This is a genomic window from Streptomyces sp. enrichment culture (genome assembly GCF_964272895.1).
Classification (GTDB): Bacteria; Actinomycetota; Actinomycetes; order Streptomycetales; family Streptomycetaceae; genus Streptomyces.
In genome coordinates this window covers 2,047,387-2,072,569 of sequence record NZ_OZ186832.1, presented here as the reverse complement: position 1 = coordinate 2,072,569, position 25,183 = coordinate 2,047,387, and the positions used below count along the sequence as shown (strand labels likewise).

General features: G+C 74.1%; 22 protein-coding genes. 17 read left to right on the top strand and 5 right to left on the bottom strand.

Annotated features, from left to right (window positions below):
- Positions 1 to 24: 24 nt before the first annotated feature.
- Positions 25 to 1,215 (top strand): hypothetical protein, encoded by a 1,191-nt coding sequence (locus tag ACSU6M_RS09395; RefSeq protein ID WP_437068658.1) that lies wholly within the window; start codon positions 25 to 27, stop codon positions 1,213 to 1,215.
- Positions 1,216 to 1,249: 34 nt separating this feature from the next.
- Here ACSU6M_RS09395 and ACSU6M_RS09390 read toward each other — a convergent pair whose 3' ends face one another.
- A complete protein-coding gene (locus ACSU6M_RS09390; protein WP_437068657.1) occupies positions 1,250 to 1,807 on the bottom strand; it encodes a PadR family transcriptional regulator in 558 nt (185 codons plus the stop codon).
- Between the two features lie 104 nt (positions 1,808 to 1,911).
- On the opposite strand from ACSU6M_RS09390, the gene ACSU6M_RS09385 reads away from it, so the two are divergent.
- Entirely contained in the window at positions 1,912 to 3,225 is a 1,314-nt protein-coding gene (locus tag ACSU6M_RS09385; RefSeq protein WP_437068655.1) for an MATE family efflux transporter, read from the top strand.
- On the opposite strand, the gene ACSU6M_RS09380 is transcribed toward ACSU6M_RS09385, so the two are convergent.
- A complete protein-coding gene (locus ACSU6M_RS09380; RefSeq protein WP_437068654.1) occupies positions 3,183 to 4,460 on the bottom strand; it encodes a glycosyltransferase 87 family protein in 1,278 nt (425 codons plus the stop codon). The two genes, ACSU6M_RS09385 and ACSU6M_RS09380, sit on opposite strands and share 43 nt — an antisense overlap.
- Positions 4,461 to 4,541: 81 nt before the next feature.
- Between ACSU6M_RS09380 and ACSU6M_RS09375 the strand changes: the two genes are divergently transcribed.
- Both ACSU6M_RS09375 and ACSU6M_RS09370 read left to right on the top strand, forming a co-directional pair.
- Complete coding sequence (locus tag ACSU6M_RS09375; RefSeq protein ID WP_437068653.1) at positions 4,542 to 5,684, top strand: glycosyltransferase family 4 protein; 1,143 nt, start codon at positions 4,542 to 4,544, stop codon at positions 5,682 to 5,684.
- 169 nt (positions 5,685 to 5,853) lie between these two features.
- Entirely contained in the window at positions 5,854 to 7,434 is a 1,581-nt protein-coding gene (locus ACSU6M_RS09370) for a GMC oxidoreductase (protein ID WP_437075069.1), read from the top strand.
- A gap of 19 nt (positions 7,435 to 7,453) precedes the next feature.
- Here the strand turns inward: ACSU6M_RS09370 and ACSU6M_RS09365 are convergent, their stop codons facing one another.
- Positions 7,454 to 9,250, bottom strand: a complete 1,797-nt coding sequence (locus ACSU6M_RS09365; protein ID WP_437068651.1) for an AMP-dependent synthetase/ligase — start codon at positions 9,248 to 9,250, stop codon at positions 7,454 to 7,456.
- Between the two features lie 297 nt (positions 9,251 to 9,547).
- Here ACSU6M_RS09365 and ACSU6M_RS09360 point away from each other — a divergent pair, with 297 nt between their 5' ends.
- The 6 genes from ACSU6M_RS09360 to ACSU6M_RS09335 all read left to right on the top strand — a co-directional run bounded on the left by ACSU6M_RS09360 (position 9,548) and on the right by ACSU6M_RS09335 (position 14,558).
- Positions 9,548 to 10,336: a metallophosphoesterase family protein gene (locus tag ACSU6M_RS09360; protein ID WP_437068650.1), complete on the top strand. Its 789-nt coding sequence runs from the start codon at positions 9,548 to 9,550 to the stop codon at positions 10,334 to 10,336.
- An 83-nt stretch (positions 10,337 to 10,419) separates the two neighbouring features.
- Positions 10,420 to 10,863: an SRPBCC family protein gene (locus ACSU6M_RS09355; RefSeq protein WP_437068649.1), complete on the top strand. Its 444-nt coding sequence runs from the start codon at positions 10,420 to 10,422 to the stop codon at positions 10,861 to 10,863.
- Positions 10,864 to 10,954: 91 nt separating this feature from the next.
- Positions 10,955 to 12,130 (top strand): ArsA family ATPase, encoded by a 1,176-nt coding sequence (locus tag ACSU6M_RS09350; protein ID WP_437068648.1) that lies wholly within the window; start codon positions 10,955 to 10,957, stop codon positions 12,128 to 12,130.
- A 57-nt stretch (positions 12,131 to 12,187) separates the two neighbouring features.
- Positions 12,188 to 12,649, top strand: a complete 462-nt coding sequence (locus ACSU6M_RS09345) for a DUF5304 domain-containing protein (protein WP_437068647.1) — start codon at positions 12,188 to 12,190, stop codon at positions 12,647 to 12,649.
- Between the two features lie 55 nt (positions 12,650 to 12,704).
- A complete protein-coding gene (locus tag ACSU6M_RS09340) occupies positions 12,705 to 13,658 on the top strand; it encodes an ROK family glucokinase (protein ID WP_437068646.1) in 954 nt (317 codons plus the stop codon).
- 153 nt (positions 13,659 to 13,811) lie between these two features.
- Positions 13,812 to 14,558 (top strand): endonuclease/exonuclease/phosphatase family protein, encoded by a 747-nt coding sequence (locus tag ACSU6M_RS09335; protein ID WP_437068645.1) that lies wholly within the window; start codon positions 13,812 to 13,814, stop codon positions 14,556 to 14,558.
- A gap of 3 nt (positions 14,559 to 14,561) precedes the next feature.
- On the opposite strand, the gene ACSU6M_RS09330 is transcribed toward ACSU6M_RS09335, so the two are convergent.
- Positions 14,562 to 15,167 (bottom strand): hypothetical protein, encoded by a 606-nt coding sequence (locus ACSU6M_RS09330; RefSeq protein WP_437068644.1) that lies wholly within the window; start codon positions 15,165 to 15,167, stop codon positions 14,562 to 14,564.
- Entirely contained in the window at positions 15,160 to 15,939 is a 780-nt protein-coding gene (locus ACSU6M_RS09325; RefSeq protein ID WP_437068643.1) for an alpha/beta hydrolase, read from the bottom strand. Before ACSU6M_RS09325 ends, ACSU6M_RS09330 begins: the two co-directional genes overlap by 8 nt.
- 171 nt (positions 15,940 to 16,110) lie before the next feature.
- Between ACSU6M_RS09325 and ACSU6M_RS09320 the strand changes: the two genes are divergently transcribed.
- From ACSU6M_RS09320 to ACSU6M_RS09290, 7 genes are all read left to right on the top strand, one after another.
- Positions 16,111 to 16,851 (top strand): lysophospholipid acyltransferase family protein, encoded by a 741-nt coding sequence (locus ACSU6M_RS09320; protein WP_437068642.1) that lies wholly within the window; start codon positions 16,111 to 16,113, stop codon positions 16,849 to 16,851.
- 30 nt (positions 16,852 to 16,881) lie between these two features.
- Positions 16,882 to 18,096 (top strand): MacS family sensor histidine kinase, encoded by a 1,215-nt coding sequence (gene macS / locus ACSU6M_RS09315; RefSeq protein WP_437068640.1) that lies wholly within the window; start codon positions 16,882 to 16,884, stop codon positions 18,094 to 18,096.
- Positions 18,093 to 18,773, top strand: coding sequence for a response regulator (locus ACSU6M_RS09310; protein ID WP_437068639.1), 681 nt, complete (start codon positions 18,093 to 18,095; stop codon positions 18,771 to 18,773). Before macS ends, ACSU6M_RS09310 begins: the two co-directional genes overlap by 4 nt.
- Positions 18,774 to 18,928: 155 nt before the next feature.
- Positions 18,929 to 19,957: a 6-phosphofructokinase gene (locus ACSU6M_RS09305; protein ID WP_437068638.1), complete on the top strand. Its 1,029-nt coding sequence runs from the start codon at positions 18,929 to 18,931 to the stop codon at positions 19,955 to 19,957.
- 69 nt (positions 19,958 to 20,026) lie between these two features.
- Positions 20,027 to 23,704 carry a CHAT domain-containing protein gene (locus ACSU6M_RS09300; protein ID WP_437068636.1) on the top strand — a complete coding sequence of 1,226 codons (3,678 nt, stop codon included), beginning with the start codon at positions 20,027 to 20,029 and terminating at the stop codon, positions 23,702 to 23,704.
- A 178-nt stretch (positions 23,705 to 23,882) separates the two neighbouring features.
- On the top strand, positions 23,883 to 24,233 hold the full coding sequence (locus ACSU6M_RS09295; protein ID WP_437068634.1) for a hypothetical protein: 351 nt from the start codon (positions 23,883 to 23,885) through the stop codon (positions 24,231 to 24,233).
- Positions 24,234 to 24,243: 10 nt separating this feature from the next.
- Positions 24,244 to 25,101: a hypothetical protein gene (locus ACSU6M_RS09290; protein ID WP_437068632.1), complete on the top strand. Its 858-nt coding sequence runs from the start codon at positions 24,244 to 24,246 to the stop codon at positions 25,099 to 25,101.
- Positions 25,102 to 25,183: the final 82 nt, after the last annotated feature.

The window sequence follows — 25,183 nt, the reverse complement described above, 5'->3', positions numbered from 1 at the left end:
CCGGTCGGCCTTACGATCGGGACGATGGCTGGTCGAAGGCGGGTGCGGAGCGCGGGTGCCGCGGTGCTCTGCGCGCTGCTCCTCTCCCCGGCCGGCTGCGGGACCCCGGCGGACCGCGACGGCGTCCGGGCCGAGGTGCAGCGGCTGCTGGACCGGCGTGCCGAGGCGCTCGTCGAGCGGGACGCGACCGCCTGGCGGGAGACCGGCAGCCCGGTGCTCTACGACCGGCTGCGGGCCGTGCCGCTGGCCGACTTCTCCTACGAGGTGACCGCGGTGCGCCGGGACGGCGACACGGCCACCGCCGACGCCGAGCTCAGCTACCGGCTCACCGGCCATGACCCGGCGCCCGTCACCGCCGGCCGCACCGTGCGCCTGGTCCGCGGCGCGGACGGGCGCTGGCGGGTGACCTCCGACCGGCCCGCGCGCAAGACCGGGCAGCAGCTGTGGGACCAGGGCGAGGTGGCGGTCCAGCGCGGCCGGCACAGCATCGTGCTGGGTGTGGGCCGCTCCCGGCAGTCCCTGCGGGACTTCGCGGGCCTCGCCGACCGGGCGGTGCCGGCCGTGTCCGACGCCTGGGGCGGGGTGTGGAGCCGGCGGGTGGTGGTGCTGGTGCCCGCCTCGCTGGACGGCATGGCGGGGCTGCTGGGCTCACCGGCCTCCGCCTACCGGGGGATCGCCGCGGTGACCACCGGTGAGGTGGGCGGCTCGGGGCGGGCGCCCGCGGACCGGGTCATCGTCAACCCCGACGCGTACGGCCTCCTCGGCCCCACCGGCAAGCAGGTCGTGCTGACGCACGAGACCACCCATGTCGCCACCCGCGCCCACACCAGTGCCGCGACCCCGCTGTGGCTGTCCGAGGGCTACGCCGACTGGGTCGGCTACCGCGACACCGGGCGCACCCCCGCCGAGGCCGCGCCCGACCTGGCCGGCGCGGTGGCCGAGGGCCGGGTCCCGGACGCCCTTCCGGCGGACGGCGACTTCGGCTTCGACGGCGACTCGGCCGCGCTGGCCCGCGCCTACGAGAGCGGCTGGCTGGCCTGCCGGATGATCGCCGAGCGCTGGGGCGAGGAACGGCTGGGCGCGTTCTACCGTGCCGTGGGGGAGCACCGGCAGCGCGCCGGGGCGGTGGAGGGCGCGCTGGAGGAGGTGCTCGACACGACCCTGGAGGACTTCACCGGGGAGTGGCGGGAGTATCTGCGGGATCGGCTGGGCTGATCGAGGAGCCGCCGGAGCCGGTCGGGCGGCCCGCTCAGCGGGGCGGGTCGGGCAGCGGGGACCCGCCCCGCCGGTCCAGCAGCGCGATCGCCTCCTTGAGCCACTGCCGTTCCGCCGCGCCCGTCGCCCGCGCCACCCGCAGCATGCCCTGCCGGAACAGGTCGTCGGCCGCCTCGGCGGGCACGGGTTCGCCGCCCTCGTAGAAGAAGCTCGTCGGCGCTTCCAGGAAGTCCAGGCGCCGGCGCAGCACCGCCGCCTGTTCCCGGGGGTCCGGCAGATGGCGCAGGAAGGCCAGGACGGTGTTGAAGCGGACCTGGTCGCTGATCTCGGTCTGCTTCGGCCGGCGCAGCCGTTCCAGCAGGTCCTCGCGCCCCTTCTCGGTGAGGGACAGCACCCGGCGGGGGGCCGCGCCCGCGCCCTCCTCGGTGTGCTGCGCCAGCTTGCCCGCGGCGACCAGTCGGGTGATCGCCGGATACAGGGCGCCGTCGCTGACCGGGCGGACATGGCCGCTCAGCGCCCTGATGCGCTCCTTGAGCTCATAGCCGTGCAGCGGCTCCTCGGCGAGGAAACCGAGGATCGACAGCTCCAGCACCTTGCCTCCGGGGGGTCGCGGTGACGCCTTGTGGTGCGCCGGGACACCATGCTACCTCTTATCGAGCTATCTCGAATCGAGGTAGCTCGACAAGAGGGGGACGGATGGACGCTCATCGCAGGCAGCTGGTCTCGCTGGCCGGGCCGGTCTACGCGCAGTTCCTGACGTTCGTCGCGGCGGGCATCGTCAACACCGTCTGGGTCGCCCGGCTCGGCGGTCCGGCCGTGGCGGCGGTCGCGATGGCGACGACGGCGGAGAACGTGCTGCTCGGGGTGGCGCTCGTCTTCGGCTCCGGGACGACCGTCCTGGTCGCCCACGCCCGCGGTGCGCGCGACCCCGCCGCGGTGCGCGCGGCCGTGCGGGGCGGCTGGACGCTGTGCGCGCTGGTCACCCCGGTGGTGGCGGTGGGCGGCTTCCTGCTGCGGGAACCGCTGGCCCGGCTCGGTCTGGGCGAGGGCGCGGCGGTGCCTTTGGCCGCCGCCTACTTCGCGGTCTCCCTGCCGGGCATCGCCGTGTTCTTCGCCCAGCAGCTCGTCGACGGTCTGCTCAAGGGCGCGGGCGACACCCGGACGCCGATGCGGCTCTCCCTGCTCGCCAACGGGCTGATCCTCGTCGTCGACCCCTGGTTCATCCACCGCTACGGCGTCCAGGGCGCCGCCGTCTCCACCGTGCTGTGCCGCTGCGCGGCGCTCGCGGCCGCACTGGTCGCGGTGCGCCGCAACCCCGTGCTGCGGGAGGCGGCGCGGCGGCCGGGGCCGGCCCCGGGGGCGGTGCGGCGCACGCTGCGCACCGGGCTGCCGATGTCCGCCGACTTCACCGTGCGGCAGGCCGGGACGCTGGCGCTGGTGGCGGTCGTGGCGCGGCTCGGGGTGACCGAGGCGGCCGGGTACGCGATCGCCACCAAGGTCATGTTCCTGGCGACCATGGCCTGCTACGCGGTGCGGCAGGCCGCCGCCATCCACACCGCGCACACCCTGGGCCGGGGGCGGGACGAGCGGCGGGCGATCGGGCGGGCGGCCGTGCAGGTCTCCGGCGCCGCGGGGCTGGCGGCCGCGGTGCTGCTGGCCGCCCTCGCCCCCTGGCTCATGGCCGTCTTCGACGCGGAGCCCGAGGTGACCGGCGCGGGCGTGCTGTTCCTGCGCTGCGTCGGCCCCTATCTGCTGCTGATGGCCTGCTTCATCGCACTCGGCGGGGTCTTCGAGGGCAGCGGGGGAGCGGGGGCGCTGCTGCGGGTGACCGTCGTCGGCACGGCCGTGCAGCTGCCGCTGGCCTACGGTCTGTCGGGGCTCGGTCTGCCGGGTGTGTGCCTGGCGATGGCGCTGGCGATGGGGGTGCAGGGGGCGCTGGCCGCCGTGCTGTTCCGGCGGCGCGCGCGTCAGGAGGAGGAGACCGGGGTCTCCTTGGCGGGGGTCGGCTGACCGGGCGGCGCGGCCCGGCGGGAGCGGGCGGCGGTGGCCCGCCACAGCTCACGGGCGGCGAGCACGGCGGCGGCCACCAGCATGCCGTTGCGCACCACGAGCAGGGTCACCCCGAGGGTGTCGCTGGCGACGACGTGCGCGAACCAGATGGGGAACTCCAGCACCGTCACCAGCGACGCGGCCAGCACCAGCAGACCCGGCAGCCGCATCCGGCTCTCCCGGTAGCCGAGGCTCACCGCGGCCAGGCCGACCAGCCACACCATGTACTGCGGGCTGATGACCCGGCTGGTCACGGTGAACAGCAGCACCGCCGTGAACGCCGCGTCGGCCATGGTCGTCGCCGTGAACCGCACCGCCGCCAGCCGCCACAGCAGCAGCCAGCCCAGCGCCATGCCGGTCAGCGCCATCGCGGCCGTGCTCACCACACCGACGTAGGGCCCGAGGAACTCCACCGAACCGTAGTTCAGCAGCACCTGCCCCTCCCAGCCGTGGTGCCGGGCGACATGGAAGACCAGCGAGCCCAGCGACTCCACCTCCGTGCCCCGGTCCCGCTGGAAGGTCAGGAAGGCGAAGGCGCCCGGCATCGCCAGCGTGAACAGCGCCGCGATCCCCGCCGCCGTCCCCGCCGCCGCGACCCACGCCCGCCGCCGCACACAGCCCACCAGCAGCATCGCCGGCCACACCTTGAGCATCGCCCCGAACCCGGCCAGCGCCCCCATCAGCCGCGGCCGCCGGGCACCCGCGAGCAGCGCGGCGACCGCGACGGCGGTCACCATCACGTCGTAGCGGGCGTAGACGGTCGGGCCGAGCAGCGGTACGCCGATCACCCACACCCAGGCGCCGCGCCGCGTACGGCCCGGCCGCCGGCCGGCGAACAGCAGCAGGGCGAGGACGGCGAAGTCGGCGAGGAAGGCCAGCACGAAGAAGGCGTGCGCGTACTCCAGGAAGGGCAGCAGGGCCGGGGACAGGATCGCCAGCGCGGCGGCCGGCGGGTACTGCCAGGTCACGTCCTCCCGAGGGAACGTTCCCTCGCTCAGCACCTGGTACCAGCCGTGGTAGATGAACGACACATCGCTGGTGACGTCGGGGCCAGGGAAGACGAAGACCTTGAAGGCGAACAGCAGCAGCGCCAGCCGGGTCAGACCCCAGACCGCCAGCAGCCCGTACGCGCCCCGCCTGCCGTCCGTCCTGTCCACCTGAGCCCCACTTCGTCCGCCACCGTCCTGCGGGGCCATCGTCTCTTGGCCGCCCGTGCGCGGGCAGCGCGCCGCGGCCGTGGCCGAACCGCGAGTCTACGTTGGGTAAGGTCGGCGGCGATGCGCAAGACCCTGATCGTGACCAACGACTTCCCGCCCAGGCCGGGCGGCATCCAGGCGTTCCTGCACAACATGGCGCTGCGGCTGGACCCCGAGCGCCTTGTCGTCTACGCCTCCACCTGGAAGCGGAGCCGGGAGGGCCTGGAGGCGACCGCCGCCTTCGACGCCGAGCAGCCCTTCACCGTCGTACGCGACCGCACGACGATGCTCCTGCCGACGCCGGGCGCCACCACCACCGCGGTCCGCCTGCTGCGCGAGCACGGCTGCACCTCGGTGTGGTTCGGGGCCGCGGCCCCCCTCGGCCTGATGGCCCCCGCGCTGCGCAGGGCCGGTGCCGAGCGCCTGGTCGCCACCACCCACGGCCACGAGGCCGGCTGGGCCCAGCTGCCCGCCGCCCGGCAGCTGCTGCGGCGCATCGGCGACGCCACCGACACGATCACCTACCTCGGCGAGTACACCCGCTCGCGGATCGCGGGGGCCCTGAGCCCGGCGGCGGCCGCGCGGATGGTCCAGCTCCCGCCGGGCGTCGACGAGAAGACCTTCCACCCGGCCTCCGGCGGTGACGAGGTCCGCGCCCGTCTCGGCCTCACCGACCGCCCGGTGATCGTCTGCGTCTCCCGCCTGGTCCGCCGCAAGGGCCAGGACACCCTCATCCAGGCCATGCCCCGCATCCTGGCCGCCGAGCCCGACGCGGTCCTGCTGATCGTCGGCGGCGGCCCCTACGAGAAGGACCTGCGCCGCATGGCCGCCGAGGCCGGTCTCGGCGACTCCGTCCGCTTCACCGGTTCCGTCCCCTGGTCCGAGCTCCCCGCCCACTACGGCGCCGGCGACGTCTTCGCCATGCCCTGCCGCACCCGGCGCGGCGGCCTGGACGTGGAGGGCCTGGGCATCGTCTACCTCGAAGCCTCCGCCACGGGCCTGCCCGTGGTCGCGGGCGACTCGGGCGGCGCACCCGACGCCGTACTCGACGGCGAGACCGGCTGGGTGGTCAGGGGCGGCTACCCGGAGGAGGCGGCCGACCGCATCGTCACGCTCCTGGGCGACGCCGAGCTGCGCCGCAGGATGGGCGAGCGGGGCCGGGAATGGGTCGAGGAGAAGTGGCGCTGGGACCTGCTGGCGGAGAACTTGAAGACGCTGCTGTAGGGAGACGCCGTCCAGGGGCGCGGGGAGCCGCGCGACCAGCCACGGACGACGGAGAGCCGCGGTCGGACAAGCGGTGGCACCTCGGAAGGCGCCCCCACTTCCCGGAACCCGGAACTCGGCGCATGCTGCGCCCATGACCCCAAACCTGACGAGACGTCACATCCTGGGGATGGTCGCCCTGCAGACCGCAGCCACCCTCGGATTCACCCGCATCGGCCTCACCTCGGCCCGCGCCACCGAGCCGGACGCCGTCGAGTTCGCCCCGGCGATCGTCATCGGCTCCGGCTACGGCGGCGCGGTCGCCGCCCTCCGCCTCGCCCGGGCCGGCATCCGCACCCTGGTCCTGGAGATGGGCCGCCTCTGGAACACCCCCGGCCCCGACGGCAAGGTCTTCTGCTCCACGACCGCCCCCGACGAGCGCAGCATGTGGTTCCGCACCCGCACCGAGGCGCCGCTGGCCACCTTCCTCTGGCTGGACGTCGTCAACAAGGACATCACGCGCTATCCGGGCACCCTGGACCGCGTCCGCTTCGACCACATGTCGGTCTACGTCGGCCGAGGCGTCGGCGGCGGCTCCCTGGTCAACGGCGGCATGGCGGTCACCCCGCCCAAGCCGTACTTCGCCGAGCAGTTCCCCGCCGTCGACGCCGACGAGATGTACGGCACCTATTTCCCGCGCGCCCGCTCCATGCTGGGCGTCAACACGATCGACCCCGACTGGTTCGAGTCCACGGAGTGGTACCGCTTCACCCGGATCTCCCGCAAGCACGCGGCGCGGGCCGGACTGCGCACCACCTTCGTGCCGGGCGTCTACGACTTCGCGCACATGCGCCGCGAGGCCGCCGGCACCGCCCCGAAGTCCGCCCTGGCCGGCGAGGTCATCTACGGCAACAACCACGGCAAGCGCAGCCTGGACAAGACCTATCTGGCCGCCGCCCTCGGCACCGGCAACGTCACCGTGCACACCCTGGAGCGGGCCGCCTCGCTGCGCCGGGCGCCCGACGGGACGTACGTCCTGACCGCCGAACGCCTCGACAGCACCGGCACGGTCGTCGGGACCAGGGAGTACGGCTGCACCTACCTCTTCCTGGCCGGCGGCAGCCTCGGCACCACCGAACTGCTGCTGCGCGCCCGCGCCTCGGGCACCCTGCCCGACCTGGACCCGAGCGTCGGCGGCGGCTGGGGGCCCAACGGCAATGTGATGCTGGGGCGGGCCAACCACCTCTGGGACACCGTCGGCGAGAAGCAGTCCACGATGCCGGTCATGGGCATCGACGACTGGGCGAACCCCGCCAACCCGGTCTTCGCCGAGATCGCCCCGCTGCCCACCGGGCTGGAACACTGGGTCAGCCTCTATCTGGCGATCACCAAGAACCCGGAGCGGGCATCCCTGAGCTACACGGACGGCGCCCTGCGGCTCGGCTGGAGCGCCGCGCAGAGCGCCGTCTCGGCGGGCATGGCGAAGAACCTGTTCGACCGGATCAACGCGGCGAACTCCACGATCTACCGCTACGACCTGTTCGGCTCGTCCAACAGGGTCTTCGCCGCCGACTTCACGTACCACCCGCTGGGCGGCTGTGTGCTCGGCAGGGCCACGGACGCCTACGGCCGGGTCAAGGGCTACCCGCGGCTCTACGCCGTCGACGGCTCACTGGTGCCCGGCTCGATCGGGGTGAACCCGTTCGTCACCATCACCGCCCTCGCCGAACGCACCATGGCGCGGGTCCTCGAGGAGGACACCGCGCCATGACGTCTCGTCAGCAGGCCGCCTACTTGGCGTAGATCGCCTCGATCTCGGCGGCGTAGTCCTTCGCCACCACGTTCCGCTTCAGCTTCAGCGACGGCGTCAGGTGGCCCGACTCCTCCGTGAACTGGGAGGACAGAATGCGGAACTTCCGCACCGATTCCGCCTTCGACACCGCGGCGTTGCCGTCGTCGACCGCCGACTGGATCGCGGCCAGCAGGTCGGCGTCCTCGCGCAGCGACGCCGCGGTGGACCCCGCCGGCTTGCCGTGCTCGGCCGCCCAGCGGCCCAGGAACTCCTCGTCGATGGTGATCAGCGCGCCCACGAACGGCCGCCCGTCACCGACCACCATGCACTCCGCGACCAGCGCGTGCGCCCGGATGCGGTCCTCGATCACGGCCGGGGCCACGTTCTTGCCGCCCGCGGTGACGATGATCTCCTTCTTGCGGCCGGTGATCCTGAGGTAGCCGTCCTCGTCGAGGGTGCCGATGTCACCGGTGTGGAACCAGCCGTCGGCCAGCGCCTCGGCGGTCGCGCCCGGGTTGTTCCAGTACTCCTTGAACAGGTGCTCGCCGTGCAGCAGCACCTCGCCGTCGTCCGCGATGCGCACCACCGAGCCGGGCAGCGGCTGGCCGACCGTGCCGATCTTCTGCCGGTCCCAGGGGTTGAACGCGGTCGCCGCGCAGGACTCGGTCAGGCCGTAGCCCTCCAGGACCGTGAAGCCGATGCCGCGGAAGAAGTGGCCGAGGCGCTCGCCCAGCGGGGCGCCGCCGGAGATCGCGGCCTCGCCGCGCCCGCCGAGCACCGCGCGCAGCTTGCTGTAGACCAGCTTGTCGAAGACCTTGTGCTTGAGCTTCAGCCCGAAGGACGGGCCCGCCGGGGTGTCCAGCGCCCTGCTGTAGGCGATCGCGGTGTCCGCGGCCTTGTCGAAGATCTTGCCCTTGCCGTCCGCCTGCGCTTTGGCGCGCGCCGAGTTGTAGACCTTCTCGAAGACGCGCGGCACGCCCAGGATCAGCGTGGGCCGGAAGGACGCCAGCTCGTCGGTGAGGTTCTTGATGTCCGGGACACAGCCCAGCTTGATCGGCGCGATCATCGGCGCGACCTGCACCAGGCGCCCGAAGACATGCGCGAGCGGCAGGAACAGCAGCACCGAGCACTCGCCGGTGCGGAACAGCGGCCGCAGGCGCTCGACGACATTGCCGCACTCGGCGAAGAAGCTGCGGTGGGTGAGCACACAGCCCTTGGGGCGGCCGGTGGTGCCCGAGGTGTAGACGATGGTCGCCGGGTCGTCCGCCTTGGCGACCGAGCTGCGCTCCTCGACCGTCTCGTCGGCGACGTCCTGCCCGAGCCGGCCCAGCTCCTCCACACCGCCGGCGTCGATCTGCCAGACGTGCTTGAGGGCCGGCAGCGACTCGCGCACCGACTCCACGGCGGCCGCGTGGCCCGACTGCTCCACGATGCACGCGGTCGCGCCCGAGTCGGACAGGATCCACTGCACCTGCTCCGGCGAGCTGGTCTCGTACACCGGCACGGTGACCGCGCCCGCGCTCCAGATGGCGAAGTCCAGCAGCGTCCACTCGTACCGCGTGCGCGACATCAGGCCGACCCGGTCGCCCGGCTGCACACCGGCGGCGATCAGGCCCTTGGCGGCGGCCCGGACCTCGGCGAGGAACTGCGTGGCCGTCACGTCCTGCCAGCGGCCGGCGACCTTGCGGGCGATGACGGCGACATCCGGATGCTGCGCGGCGTTTCTGCGGACGATGTCGGTCAGATTCCCGTCCGCGGGGACCTCGTACAAAGCCGGAAGGCTGAACTCGCGCAAGACTGCTGCTCCTCATAGGGCGCCGGCGCCACGACGTTGTGTGATGCGACGGTGCGGTCCAAGGCTCGGGCGAGTGCTCGGGGATTCACAAGTTGAAAACCAGAGCACGACTGGACTGCCCGGACGTTACCCGCCGGTATGGCGGTTCCGACAGGGGGTCCCGGCGAGATGTTCGCTGCGTCACACGGATTGCTGTTCCTTCGCGCACAGTAGTCGACACCGTTCAGAACCAGCCAGTAACCCCAGGCCCGCCCGCCACTGTTCACCGGGGCCGCGCGCCGCCTACGCTTGATCGCCATGGCATCGACACGAGGCACGCACCGTGTACATGTGGTCAGCGACGTGCACGGCAACGCGGCCGACCTCGCCCGGGCCGGCGACGGCGCCGACGCCCTGATCTGCCTCGGCGACCTCGTCCTCTTCCTCGACTACGCCGACCACTCGCGCGGCATCTTCCCCGACCTGTTCGGCGCCGAGAACGCCCGCCGCCTCGTCGAACTGCGCACCGCCCGCCGCTTCGACGAAGCCCGCGACTTCGGCCGGCGGCTGTGGGAGGGCGTCGGCGACGACCGCGCCGCCGTGATCGAACGCGCGGTGCGCCGCCAGTACGCCGAATTGTTCGCCGCGTTCCCCACACCGACCTACGCCACCTACGGCAATGTCGACATGCCGCCGCTGTGGAAGGAGTACGCCGGCCCCGGCACCCGCGTGCTGGACGGCGAGCGCGTCGAGATCGGCGGCTGGACCTTCGGCTTCGTCGGCGGCGGCCTGCAGACCCCGATGCGCACGCCGTACGAGATCTCCGACGAGGAGTACGCGGCGAAGATCGAGGCCGTCGGCGAGGTCGACGTGCTGTGCACCCACATCCCGCCGGAGGTGCCGGAGCTCGTCTACGACACCGTCGCGCGCCGCTTCGAGCGGGGGAGCCGGGCGCTGCTGGACGCCATCCGCCGCACGCGCCCCCGCTACGCCCTGTTCGGCCACGTCCATCAGCCGCTGGCGCGGCGGATGCGGATCGGGGCCACGGAATGCGTCAACGTCGGACACTTCGCGGGCACCGGGAGGCCCTGGGCGCTCGAATGGTGACCGGTGGCGCGCGGTAGCCTTCACGCTGCACATACGTGCGCACCACGATCTCTTGCCGGACCGCATCTGGAGGAGCCACAGCGATGGCGGAACACACCAGCTCGAGCATCACCATCGAGGCGGCGCCGGCCGACGTCATGGCGGTGATCTCCGACTTCGCGCGTTACCCGGACTGGACCGGCGAGGTGAAGCAGGCGGAGGTCCTGCGGACGGACGAGCAGGGGCGGGCCGAGCAGGTGCGGCTCGTCATGGACGCGGGGGCGATCAAGGACGACCAGGTGCTGGGGTACACCTGGACCGGGGAGCACGAGGTCTCCTGGACGCTGGTGAAGTCGCAGATGCTGCGGTCCCTCGACGGGTCGTACGTGCTGAAGCCGGCCGGGGCGGGTTCGACCGAGGTGACGTACTCGCTGACGGTGGATGTGAAGATCCCGATGCTCGGGATGATCAAGCGGAAGGCCGAGAAGGTCATCATCGACCGGGCGCTGGCCGGCCTCAAGAAGCGGGTCGAGTCCGGGGCCAAGTAGAGGTCCTCCGCCGTCGCGGGCCGCGGGCGCGCCGTGGCCGGTCGCACGGTTCCCCCCGCCCCCGGCGGCACCTCCGTTACCGTTCACTCCCATGCGCACCATCCTGATCTTGGGTCCTGGCGGGAGCGGCCGTACGACCGTCGCCGCCGCCACCGCGCTCGCCGCTGCCCGCGCGGGGGCCCGTACGCTCCTGCTGAGCGCTGACCGCGGGGACACCCTCGGCGCTGTGCTGGGCACCGCCACGGGACCGGCCCCGACGCAGGTGGAGACGCGGCTCACCGCATGGCGACCGGACCCTGCCGCCGGTTTCCGGGAGGACCTGGCCGCGCTGCAGGAGCGGGCCCTGGCCGGGCTCGATCTGCTCGGGGCCACCCGGCTGGAGGGCGACGAGATCACACCGCTGCCCGGTGCGGAGGAGCTGAGCCTGCTGCGGGCCCTGCGCGACGCGGTGCTGTCCGAGGCGCACGACCTGGTCGTCGTCGACATGCCGCCGCTCGACCGGGCGCTGGCCCTGCTGTCGCTGCCCGAGGAACTGCGCCGGTATCTGCGCCGGCTGCTCCCGCCCGAGCGGCAGGCCGCCCGCGCCCTGCGGCCCCTGCTGGGCAAGCTCGCCGGGGTACCGATGCCCGCGGAGTGGCTGTACGAGGCGGCGGCGCGCTGGGACGTGGAGCTGGCGGCGGTCGAGGCCGTGCTGGCGGACCAGGACACCTCCCTCCGGCTGGTCGCCGAGCCCACGCCCGCCGGTGCCGACGCCGTCCGCTCCGCCGCCCTCGGGCTCGCCCTGCGCGGCCGCCGGCCCGGCCCGCTGGTCGCGAACCGCACACTCCCCGAGTCCGAGGCGGCCCCCGGCAGCTGGCTCGCCGGACCCGTGGCCCAGCAGCGCAAGGTGCTGGAGGAGTGGCAGGGGGCCTACGACGTGCGGCCCGTCGCCCACCTGGGCCGCGATCCGCGCGGCACCGACGACCTGGCCCGGCTGGCGCCGCCCGGCGCCGGGGACCGGGCCGCCGCCGTCGAGTGGCCGGTCGTCGACCGGCTCGCCGAGGACGGTCACCTGGTCTGGCACATCCCGCTGCCCGGCGCCCACCGCGACGACCTCGACCTGGTCCGGCGCGGCGACGACGTCGTGCTCAGCGTCGGCCCGTTCCGGCGGATCGTTCCGCTGCCGTCCGCGTTGCGCCGCTGCACCGTGGACGGGGCGAGCCTGCGCGAGGGGGAGCTGCGCATCCGGTTCACGCCGGACCCCGGACTGTGGCCGGCAGGGCGGTGAACGCGGGGCGCCCGTTCGGGTAACGTCGGAAGGACGAACCGTAGTCAGGAGCCCGCCATGAGCGAAGAGCACCCCACAGCGGGGGAGCGCCCGGCCGACGCCGACGCCTGGTCGACGGCGTGCGCCGAGGATCTCGCGGCGGAGCGGGCCCGGCGCCGGGAACGCGGCGGCCCGCCCCCCGGCTCGGCCGCCGAGGAGCTGCGCAAGCTCGTCGACACCGTCGCCGACAAGCTGTCCGGGCTCCAGTCGCCACTGCTCGGCGCGGTCGCCGGACCCGCCGCCCAGCAGGTGGTACGGCAGGTCGTCCAGCAGGCCAAGGCCGCCGTCGACCCCGTCATCGAGCGCAACCCCGAGGTCTTCGACCACCTCGCCACCGCCGGCCAGGAACTGCTCGCCGCCTACCGCTCCGCCGTCCAGGCCCAGGAGAAGCGCTGGACCGCCGGTACAGCGGACTTCGAGCGGGACCCCGACCGCGGTGAGGACAGTGGTCCATCAGGCGAACGCATCGACCTGGACTGACGGCCTCCTCGGGTACGGTTGGCCGTAGCGGGGCTCGACCGAAACTGAGGGATTCATGGGACTCACCATCGGCGTCGACATCGGCGGCACGAAGATCGCGGCCGGCGTGGTCGACGAGGAAGGCAACATCCTCTCGACCTTCAAGGTGCCGACCCCGGGCACGCCCGAGGGCATCGTGGACGCGATCGCCTCCGCGGTGGAGGGTGCGCGCGCCGGTCATGACATCGTCGGCGTCGGCATCGGCGCCGCCGGCTACGTCAACCGCCAGCGCTCCGAGGTCTACTTCGCGCCCAACATCGACTGGCGCAACGAGCCGCTCAAGGAGAAGGTCGAGGCGCGCGTCGGCCTCCCCGTGGTCGTGGAGAACGACGCCAACGCCGCCGCCTGGGGCGAGTACAAGTTCGGCGCCGGCAAGGGCCACCGCAACGTCATCTGCATCACGCTCGGCACCGGCCTGGGCGGCGGCATCATCATCGGCAACAAGCTGCGCCGCGGCCACTTCGGTGTGGCCGCCGAGTTCGGCCACATCCGCATGGTGCCGGACGGCCTGCTGTGCGGCTGCGGCTCGCAGGGCTGCTGGGAGCAGTACGCCTCCGGCCGCGCCCTCGTCCGCTACGCCAAGCAGCGCGCCAACGCCACCCCGGAGAACGCCCAGATCCTGCTCGGCCTGGGCGACGGCACCCCCGAGGGCATCGAGGGCAAGCACATCTCCATGGCCGCGCGCCAGGGCTGCCCGGTCGCCGTCGACTCCTACCGCGAGCTGGCCCGCTGGGCCGGCGCGGGCCTCGCCGACCTGGCCTCCCTGTTCGACCCGTCCGCCTTCATCGTCGGCGGCGGCCTCTCCGACGAGGGCGAGCTGGTCCTCGACCCGATCCGCAAGTCCTACAAGCGCTGGCTGGTCGGCGGCAACTGGCGTCCGGTGGCCGACGTGATCGCGGCCCAGCTGGGCAACAAGGCGGGCCTGGTGGGCGCGGCCGACCTGGCCCGCGAACCCGACCCGATCATGTGACGTTCCTCTTCGGACGCCGGGCGACTGCGCCCACCCAGGGGCGCGGGGCGGGACACACATGCGGCTGCCGCCGCGTGGGCGCGACAAGCCACGACGAACCGGCAGTCGCGCACCTGCCTCGCGCCCCGCGTCATCGGGCGTACATTGACCGGCATGGAGCCGCTCCCCAACTCCCGCACCGAGCCCGATGGTTCCGCAGTCGTCCGCGTCCTCAGTTACAACATCCGGTCGATGCGCGACGACACCTCCGCGCTGGCCCGGGTGATGCGTGCCTGCGACCCTGATCTCGTGCTGGTGCAGGAAGCACCGAGATTCTTCCGCTGGCGCAAGAAACTCGCCCGCCTGGCCCGCGCCGCGGACCTGCTGATCCTCTCCGGCGGCGCCCCCGCCGCCGGCCCCGCGCTGCTGTGCAGTCTGCGCACCACCGTCGAGCACACCGAGGACGTCCTGCTCCCGCTCACCCCCGGCCACCATCGCCGCGGCCTGTCCACGGCGGTCGTCCGCTACGGCGCCGCCCGGCTCGGCGTGATCAGCTGCCACCTCTCCCTGGACAAGGCCGAGCGCCACGAGCAGTGCGGCATGCTCCTGGACCGGCTCGCCGCCCTCGACGCGCCCCACGCGATCGCGGGCGGTGACATCAACGACCGCCCGAACGGCACCGGCTTCCAGCGGCTCGCGGCACAGCTCCAGGACTGCCACGCCGTCGCCCCCTGGGGCTCCCCGTACAGCTGGATCCGCGACGAGCCCCACCGCCGTATCGACGCGATCTTCGCGACGAAGGGCGTGGAGGTGCTCGGCTGCGGGGTGCCCGTGGACCTGCCGGGCGTCACCGCGGACGACCTGAGGGCGGCCACGGACCATCTGCCGGTCCTGGCCGCCCTCAGAATCCCGGCGGGTTGAGCGTCAGACGACGGCCCCGCGCCCCGGGTCGTCGTCCTCGTCGTCGTCCGTGCGCATGCGCGCCACCAGCGTGACGAAGCCGCCCAGGAAGCCGCCGATGCAGACGGTGGTCAGCCACCAGGTCATCTCCCAGCCCAGCAGCACCGCGAGCAGCAGCAGCACCGGGCCGCCGACCACACCCAGCCAGGCGAACTTGGCGGTCGTGTCGGCCGCGGGCAGCGGCGGCGGCTCCGGCGGCACGAAGTGGCCCTCGTCGTCCTCGCCGAGGTCGTCCTCCGACGGCTCGGCGACCGAGTAGTCGCGCGGGCCGACGCCGGGGGCGAAGGACACCGAGCTGCCCAGCGGCTTGGGCGCCGCCTCCTGCTGCGCGGCGGGAGCGTCCTCGTCCGCGTCGTCCCCGTCGTCCCCGTCGTTCGTCGCGGCCTCCAGCAGCGCCAGGTCCTCCACCGACTTGAACGGCTTCGCGCCCGGCGGGTCCGGCGGCTCCTCGCCGTACCCGGCGACGATCGCCGCCCACGCGGCGTCCTCGTCGAAGGGCACGCCCTGCTCCTGCGGGCCGGCGCCTTCGCGCTCCTCCCGGTCTCTGCTCTCGGAGTCGTGCTCAGCCACCTGCGGCCGTCCCTTCCTTGCCGACACTGGGTGCGAGCCGGCCCATGAACCCGTAGCTCTCCTTGAAGATCCGGTCCGCGTCATGGTCCAACGTAGCGACGTGGTAGCTCTGTTCCAGCAGCAGCTCGGTGACGTCCGTGGAGGACACCCGGCTGAGGATGCGGGCCGAGTCGGCGGGCGGCACGACATGGTCCTGCGGGCTGTGCAGCAGCAGCAGGGGCTGGGTGACCTGGGGCAGCTCGGCGTCGACGACCCGGAAGAACCGCCGCAGGGAGTGCGCGGCGTGCAGCGGCACCCGGTCGTAGCCCACCTCGACGCTGCCCGGCTTGGCGATGTCGCTGGCGATGCCGCGCGTGGTGCGGACGAGATGCCGGGCCACCGGAAGGGCGTACGCCGACAGGCCGTGCACCTTGTTCGCCGGGTTGACGACGACGATGCCCGCCACCGCGTCGCCGTGCCGGGCGGCCAGGCGCAGGGCGAGGGCGCCGCCCATCGACAGACCGCACACGAAGACCTGGGCGCAGCGCTCGGTGAGGGCGCGCAGCTCGCGGTCCACCTCCGCGTACCAGTCCTGCCAGCCGGTGAGCTGCATGTCCTCCCAGCGCGTGCCGTGGCCCGGCAGCAGCGGCAGGGACACGGTCAGACCGCGCTCGGCGAGGAACTGGGCCCAGGGGCGCAGCGACTGCGGGGAACCGGTGAAGCCGTGGCACAGCAGGACGCCGACCTCACCGCCCTCGTGGCGGTACGGCTCGGCTCCGGGAAGGACCGGCACCTTCGGTCTCCTTGTTCGTGAGAAGGCAGCGTTCGGAGAAGGCAACGTGCGTGAGAAAGCCAGCGTGGGCTTCACCGTACGCGACCGCACTGACACCGACCAGGGTCGTCGGGCCACTCGCGCGACCTTGGGGTTAAGGTCTGTTCGACAGACACAGGAGGCACTCGGTTGTTGTACGGCGCGATGAAGGTCACCGTCGGGGGTTCGCTGAAGCTCGTCTTCAGGCCCTGGGTGGAGGGCCTGGAGAACGTTCCCGCCGAGGGCCCCGCGATCCTCGCGAGCAATCACCTCTCGTTCTCGGACTCCTTTTTCCTGCCCGCGGTGCTCGACCGCAAGGTGACGTTCATCGCGAAGGCCGAGTACTTCACCACGCCGGGCGTCAAGGGCCGGCTGACGGCCGCGTTCTTCAAGGGCGTGGGCCAGCTGCCGGTGGACCGCTCCGGTGCGCGCGGCGCGGGGGAGGCCGCGATCAAGAGCGGCATCGAGGTGATCGAGCGCGGTGAGCTGTTCGGCATCTACCCCGAGGGCACCCGCTCGCCGGACGGGCGCCTCTACCGCGGCAAGCCCGGCGGCCTCGCGCGCGTGGCGCTGGCCACCGGCGCCCCGGTGATCCCCGTCGCCATGATCGACACCGAGAAGATCCAGCCGCCCGGCAAGGTCGTCCCCAAGGTCATGCGCCCCGGCATCCGCATCGGCAAGCCCCTGGACTTCAGCCGCTACCACGGCATGGAGCACGACCGGTTCGTCCTGCGCGCGGTGACCGACGAGGTCATGTACGAGATCATGAAGCTCTCCGGCCAGGAGTACGTCGACATGTACGCGACGGCCGCCAAGCGGCAGATCGCGGAGGCGGCCAAGGCGGAGAAGGAGGCCGCGAAGGAAGCGGCCAAGGCGGCCAGAAACAGCGCCTAGGGAGAGCCTGGGCTCGGGGGTGGGTGGCCGGTGGCCAAGCGCGAGAGAGTCATGAGGATGTCGGTCGAGCTGCCGCTGTGGCGCGCGCTCGCCGGCTTCCGGGTGCTGACCATGCTGTACGCGGTCGGCCTGTTCGGCACCGCCCACGACGAGTTCACCCGCCCCTGGCTCGCCGTCGGCTACTACGCGGTCCTCGTGGTGTGGACCCTCGCCACCCTGCCCCGCGTACAGAACGCGGCGAGCTGCACCAGGCGCTTCCTCGCCGTCGACCTGACGATCGCCCTCACCGGCATCCTGATCACCCCGCTCGCCGACACCGCCGAGCGGGTCGCGGACGGCGGGCCGACGCTGCCGTCGATATGGACCGCCGGTTCGGTGCTCGCCTTCGCGATCAAGGGCGGCTGGCGCTGGGCGGCCGGCGCCTCCACGGCGGTCGCCGTCGCCAACCTGATCGAACGCGGCACGCCCGCCCGCGACACCGTCCACAACGTCATCCTCGTCTGGGTCGCCTCCATCGCCATCGGCTACGTCGTCGAGGTCGCCCGCGCCTCCGAGCGCACCCTCGCCCGCGCGCTGGAGATCGAGGCCGCGACCCGGGAGCGGGAGCGGCTGGCGCGGGACATCCACGACAGCGTGCTCCAGGTGCTGGCCATGGTGCAGCGGCGCGGTGCGGTCATCGGCGGTGAGGCCGCCGAGCTGGGGCGGCTGGCCGGTGAGCAGGAGGTCGCGCTGCGCACCCTGGTCTCCGGCGGACTCGGCCGGGTCTCGCGGGTGTCGGAGAACGCCGCCGAGGGGGCCGTCGTACGGGTTGTGGAGGAGCCGGACGCCGACGGTCCGGTGGATCTGCGGTCGCTGCTGACGCCGTTCGCGTCGGCCCGGGTCAGCTTGGCCGAGCCGGGCGCCCCGGTGCCGATGGAGCCCGCGGCGGCCCGGGAGCTGGCGGCGGCGGTCGGCGCGGCCCTGGACAATGTGCGGCAGCACGCGGGGGACGGCGCCCGCGCCTGGATCCTGGTGGAGGACTGGCCGGACGAGGTGATCGTGACCGTCCGCGACGACGGCCCCGGCATCCCGGAGGGCCGGCTCGCGCAGGCCGAGGGCGAGGGCCGGATGGGCGTGGCCCTGTCCATCCGCGGGCGGCTGCGCGATCTCGGCGGCAGCGCCGAACTGGTCTCCGTCCCCGGCCAGGGCACGGAGGTCGAGCTGAAGGTACCGAAGGTCCCACGGGGGAAGGCAGGCAGGACATGAGCGCACAGGGCCCGATCAAGGTGATGGTGGTCGACGACCACCCCATGTGGCGCGACGCGGTCGCCCGCGACCTGGCCGAGGCCGGTTTCGACGTGGTCGCCACCGCGGGCGACGGCGAGCAGGCCGTACGCCGCGCCCGGGCCGCCGCCCCCGACGTGCTGGTCCTCGACCTCAACCTGCCGGTCAAGCCCGGCGTCCAGGTCTGCAAGGAGCTCGTCGGGCACAACCCGGCGCTGCGGGTGCTGGTGCTGTCCGCCAGCGGCGAGCACGCCGATGTGCTGGAGGCGGTGAAGTCCGGCGCGACCGGCTACCTGGTGAAGTCGGCGTCCACCGAGGAACTGCTGGACGCCGTGCGCCGCACCGCCGCGGGCGACCCGGTGTTCACGCCCGGCCTCGCCGGCCTCGTCCTCGGCGAGTACCGGCGCCTGGCCTCCGACCCCGCCCCCGCGCAGGGCAGCGGCGCCGCCGACGCCGACACCCCCCGCCTCACCGACCGCGAGACCGAGGTGCTGCGGCTCGTCGCCAAGGGCCTGAGCTACAAGCAGATCGCCGAACGCCTGGTGATCTCGCACCGCACGGTGCAGAACCACGTCCAGAACACCCTCGGCAAACTCCAGCTCCACAACCGCGTCGAACTCGTCCGCTACGCCATAGAGCGCGGCCTCGACGACGAGTGATCCCGGCGTCCCGCCGATCACGCCGGATCCCCCGCCCCCGGCCGGGTTTCACCGGAAAGGGCCCGGCCGGGCCATGCCGAAGTGACCTGCGTCACGGCTAGCGTGCTGCCGTACGGCACTCGCAGATTCGGCAACCGCGGCGAAGGGACATTTCCATGCGGGTCGGAGTACTGACCGGAGGCGGCGACTGCCCCGGGCTCAACGCCGTCATCCGCGGCATCGTCCGCAAGGGCGTCCAGGAGTACGGCTACGAGTTCACCGGCTTCCGGGACGGCTGGCGCGGGCCCCTGGAGGGCGACGTCACACGTCTCGACATCCCCGCCGTGCGCGGCATCCTGCCCCGCGGCGGCACCATCCTCGGCTCCTCGCGCACCAACCCCCTCCGGCACGAGAACGGCGTCCGGCGGATCAAGGAGAACCTCGGCAAGCTGGAGGTCGACGCCCTGATCGCCATCGGCGGCGAGGACACCCTCGGTGTCGCCGCCCGCCTGGCCGACGAATACGGTGTGCCCTGCGTCGGCGTGCCCAAGACGATAGACAACGACCTGTCGGCCACCGACTACACCTTCGGCTTCGACACCGCCGTCGGCATCGCCACCGAGGCCATCGACCGCCTGCACACCACCGCCGAGTCCCATATGCGGGTGCTGGTGGTGGAGGTGATGGGCCGGCACACCGGCTGGATCGCCGTCCACGCCGGGCTCGCGGGCGGCGCCAACGTCATCCTCATCCCCGAGCAGCGCTTCGACGTCGACCAGGTGTGCGCCTGGGTCACCTCCCGCTTCAAGGCGTCGTACGCCCCGATCGTCGTCGTCTCCGAGGGCGCCATGCCCAAGGGCGGCGAGGCGGTCCTCAAGGACGACTCGCTGGACTCCTTCGGGCATGTGCGGCTGTCCGGCATCGGCGAGTGGCTCGGCCGGGAGATCGAGCGGCGCACCGGCAAGGAGGCCCGCACCACCGTCCTCGGGCATGTGCAGCGCGGCGGCACCCCCAGCGCCTTCGACCGCTGGCTCGCCACCCGCTTCGGACTGCACGCGATCGACTGTGTGCGCGACGGCGACTTCGGCAAGATGGTCGCGTTGCGCGGCACGGACATCGTGCGCGTGCCCATCGCCGAGGCGACGGCACGGCTGAAGACGGTCGACCTGAAGCTATACGACGAGGTCGGCGTCTTCTTCGGCTGACTGGGGCCTCGGCCGAGGCCGTCCTCGGCCCGGCGTGTGCCGCGGCCGGCGGACAGGGGGGGAGTCGGGATGGCGGGACTGTTCGACCGGCTGGGACTCGGCGTGCTGCTGGAACGGCACAAGGAGGACCTGGCCGGCGTGTGGCCCGCCGTGCGCGACGGCGCCGAGCCGCCCCCGCCGGGCCCGCGCCGGCTCGCCGGACTGACCCTCCTGTTACGCACCGCGGCCAGGGCGGGCGGCGGCGAAGGGACACCGGAACAGGCGGTGTTCTGGCTCACCGCCGCCCTGCTGCACCGCGCGCTCCCCGACGCCGTCCCACCGGCCCTGCGCACCCTCGTCGACCCCCGCGCCGCCCTCGACGAGGACACCGCCGCCTACGCGGGCCGCACCTGCGCCCTGCTCGGACAGCGCGCCCTCGCCGCCGACACCCCCGACCCCCTGCGCCGCTGGTGCCTGGACGCCGCCCTGCTGCTCGGCAGCCGCTGTCTGCGCGGCCGGCCCGCCGACGACCCGCTGCTCAGCGCGGTCCACGAGGTCCTCTCCGACGCCGCCGCCCAGCGCTTCCGGCTCAGCGGCGACAGCGCCGACGAGGACACTGCCCTCCGCCACGCCCGCGCCGCCCTCGACAGGGCGGGCCCGGCCGACCGCCCCCGGCAGGGCGGACGCCTCGCCGCCCTCCTCACCGCACGCGCCTCCCGCACCCGCGACTCCACCGGCATGCGGGACGCCGTCGACCTGGCCCGCACCGCGCTGGCCGCCCTGGACCCGGCGAGCCCCCAGTGGCTGGGCCAGGCGGCGATGACCATGTCGACGTACCTGACCGCCACCGCCCCGGAGAGGACGGACGTCACCCTCATCGACGAGGCCCTCGCCCTCCAGCGGACCATGGCCGACCACCCCCTGTACCCGCGCATCGCCGCACGGATGCGCGGCGCCCACGCCGACCTGCTCGCCCAGCGCTTCGCCCGCCGCCGCGACCCGCACATCCTCCAGGAGGCCGTCGCCGCCTACACCGACCTCTACGCCGCCGACCCCGCCCGCTACGCCGCCGACCTCGGCCGCCACCTCCAGTACCGCTACCAGATGCGCGGCGACGCGGCCGACCGCCGCCGGGCCCTGGACCTGATGGCCGAGGGCCTTGCCGGACCCCACCCCTCGCACGAGGCGGCGACCTCCTTCTGCGCCGCCAGCGTCCACGAGTACCGCGAGACCGCCGACCCCGGTGTCATCCCGCGCGCCTGCGACCTGCTCGCCCGGCTCACCGCACCCGGCGGCCGCTACGCCGAGGACTCCCTGGTGCTCGCCGCCCACTGCGACGTCCTCCTCGCCGACAGCGAACACGACCCGGAACCGGACCACGGCCCCGCCGAGGCCGTCGCCCGGCGTGCCGTCGCCGCCGCCCGCGAACCCCTGCACCGCTCCGCCGCCCTGGCCCGGCTCGGCGGCGTGCTGGTCTTCCGCTACCGCGCCACCGCCGACCTCGCCCTCCTGGACGAGGCCGTCGCCCACTGCCGCGAGGGCCTTGCGGTGCTGCCGCCCGGCGCCGAGGTGCCCGAGCAGCTTCTCGGCAACCTCCTGCTCGCCCTCAGCGAACGGCACGCCCGCACCCGGCACCTCGCCGCCCTGCGCGAGGCCATCGACGCGGCCCGGCAACTCGCCGACCGCACACCCGAGTTCGGGGCGGAGTTCCCGGTCGCCCTCGCCAACCTCGTCACCCTGACCGTCGAGTACGCCCGGCAGTCCGGCGACAGCGGCGAACTCGACCGCGCCCAGCACCTCGTGGAACGCGCCCTGGCCACCACCGCCCCCGGCCACGCCTGGCGCGCCGCCCTGCTCAACGCCCTCGGCTCCGTCCTGCTCGCCCGCACCCGGCTCCCCGGCGCCACACGCGAGACCGCCGAGGCCGCCGTACGCCACTACGAACAGGCCCTGAGCGACGCCCCCGACGACCCCCGGCGCAGTGTGATGCTCCACGGCAACCACGCCTACGCCCTGTGGATGCGGCACCGGCTCGGCGGCGACCGGGCCGACCTGGAGCGGGCGCTGGAGGGCGCGCGGGCCACCGCCCGCATGCTGCCGCCCGGCGATCCCCGCCAGGGCGTGGCCCGTGCCGTGTACGCGCGGATCCTCTCCGACACGGCCCGCGCCGACGGCACCGTCCGTGAGGAGGCGGCCGAGGTCAACGCCCTGCTGGCCGCGGACCCCGCCCAGCCGGTCGCCCTGCGCACCGCCGCCGCGCTGCAACTGGCCACCGTGGCCCAGGAGACCGGCGACATCCGGCGCGCGCTGGACGCCGCCCGCACCGCCGTCGGACTCCTGCCGCTGCTCGCCTGGCGCGGCACGGACCGCTCCGACCAGGAGGAGCTGCTGGGCGGCATGGCCCCGGCCGGATCCTTCGCCGCCCAGCTGGCCCTGGCCGCCGGGGAACCGGCGACGGCCCTGGAGCTGCTGGAGGCGGGCCGCGGGGTGCTCGCCGCCCAGGCCCTCGAACTGCGCGGCGAGACACGGGACCTGGCCGCCGCCCACCCCGCCCTAGCCGCCCGCCTCGACGAGCTGCGCCGGGCCCTGGACGGGGCCGCCGCCGAGAGCCTGTCCGGCGAGGCCGCCGACCGCCGCCACCGGCTGGCCCGCGCATGGCAGGAGACCGTCGACGACATCCGCACCCGCGACGGCTTCCAGGACTTCCTGCGCCCGCCGACGGCCGGCCGGCTGCTGCGGGCGGGCGCCGAGGGCCCGGTCGTCGTCGTCACCGTCGGACCGGAGCAGCACGGCGGCCACGCCCTGCTGCTGGACGGCCACGACCTCCGGGTCTGCCCGCTGGCCGGCCTCACCGAGGCCGGGGCCCGCGAACGCGGCGAGCTGCTGTTCCAGGCGGCCGCCGCCGCGGCCCGCTCCGGGCTCACCCGCGCCTTCGCCGAGCGGGCCGTGACCGACATCCTGGACTGGCTGTGGCAGACCGTGGCCGGCCCGGTGCTGGACGCCCTCGGCATCACGGGACCGCCACCGCCGGGCGAGCAGCCGCCCCGGCTGTGGTGGTGCCCGACCCGCTCCCTGGCCTTCCTGCCGCTGCACGCGGCGGGGGAGGTGCCCGACCGGGTGGTGTCGTCGTACACCCCGAGCGTGACGGCACTGCTGCGCGCACGGGCGGGCGGACCGCGGCAGCGCCGGGACCCGCTGATCGTCGCCGTGCCCGAACTGGACGGACAGGCGAGCCTGCCGGGCGCCCTGCGCGAGGCGGGGTACGCGCACGCCGCGCTCGGCGGCACGCTGCTCAAGGGCGCGGACGCCGACGCGGACACGGTGCGCGCCGCGCTGGCCCGGCATCCCTGGGTGCACTTCGCCTGCCACGGCGTGCAGGATCCCGGACAGCCCTCCCGCGGACGCCTGCTGCTGCCCGGCGGCGCCCTGTCGGTGCTCGACATGGCCCGACTCGACCTGCCCGCTGCCGAGTTCGCGTACCTGTCCGCCTGCGAGACCGCCGTCGGCGGCACCGCCCTGCCCGACGAGGCGCTGCACCTGGCCGGCTCCCTCCAGCTCGCCGGGTTCTCCCAGGTGATCGGCACCCTGTGGCGGGCCGACGACGCCTCCTCGGCGGAGCTCGCCGAGCGGGTCTACGCCGCCCTGGCCCCCGCGCGAGAGGGCCCGCCCCCCGCCGCCCGCGCCCTCCACCAGGCGGTCCGGACCCTGCGCGCCCGCCACCCCGACCGCCCGCTGAGCTGGGCGGCGCATGTCCATTCCGGCGCGTGACGACGGGACCGGGGCCACGGATCCCGGCGCGGGGCGGCGGGCCTGGGGTCACGGATCCCGGCGTGGGGCGGCGGGCCTGGGGTCATGGGTTCCGGCGTGGGACCGCGGGGTCCGGAGCCGTGGTCGACGTCGTGGATTCCGGCGCGGGACGGCGGGAGCGGGACCTACGATCGACGTCGTGGACGAACCCGTGGACGACGACCTGCACGCCGAGTTCTGCCGGGAGTTGGCCAACCTGCGGCTGGTGAGCGGGCCGCGCCGGGCCGCGCTGGAACAGGCCGTACGACGCCTGCGCGAGGGCGCCGGGATCGACGAGGTCCTGGCCGGCCTGGACGTCACGTTCCTCGAGCCCCTGCTCGCCCGGCAGGCCGATCCCCCCACCCCCGTGGGCGCCCCCGGCCCGCCCGTGCGCGGCGCCTACCTCTGCCCCGTCGGCGCCTGCCGGCGCTTCGAGCGGCGCCGGGCCGGTCAGGGCCCGCCGGAGTGCCTGGTGCACGAGCGCGTCCTGAGTTTCGTCGCGGACGCGTGAGGGCCGCCGGGTGACGGGCTTCCTCGCCGAGCTCGGCCGCAGACTGGCCGAACGCTGGTTCACCCTGCTGGTCCTGCCGGGCCTGGCCTACCTCCTGGTCGCCGCGGCCGCGCTCCGGCTCGGCCACGCGGGCTGGTACGACTGGCGCGACCTGCGGGACGGCTTCACCGCGCTCACCGAGACCACACCGCGCAGCCGGGACGCCCCGGCCGTCCGGGCCGTCCTCCTGATCCTGGCCGCCGTCCCCGTCTCCGCCGCCCTCGGCGCCCTGGCCCAGTCCCTCGCCGCCCCCGTCGAACGCCTCCTCACCGGCGCCTGGCCCCGCCCCTTCACCTCCCTGGCCACGCGCCTGACCACACGCCGGGCACGGGCGTGGCGGGCGGCCGACGAGGCGTACGACCAGCACGGCGACCCGGCCCAGGCCGCCCGCCGCAACGCCCTCTCCCTCATCCCGCCCCAGCACCCCACCTGGCTCGGCGACCGCCTCCACGCCCCCTCGGTCCGCCTCCGCCAGGAGTACGGCATCGACCTGGCCGTCGTCTGGCCCCGCCTCTGGCTGATCCTCCCCACCACGACGAGGGACACCCTCACCGCGACCCGGACCCGTCTGGACGCGGCGTTCACCCTGGGCGGCTGGGCGCTGCTGTACCTGGTGCCGGCGCTGGTCTGGTGGCCGGCGGCGGTGATCGCGGCGACCGCGGCGACGGTGGCCCGCCGCAGGGCGGCAGTGGCGGCCGAGGCATACGCGGAGCTGGTCGAGGCGGCGGTGGACCTGAACCTGGACCGCCTGCTCACCCGCCTGGCGGAACCCCGCCCCTCGCCCCAGCAAGGCCGGGCGCTCACGGAAAGGCTCAGGAGAGGCGGTTAGGGGCGCGGGGAACTGCGCGACACGCCACCCACAGCCGAAACTGTCGATATCCACAGCAACCCGTCAGATACGGCGACAAGCG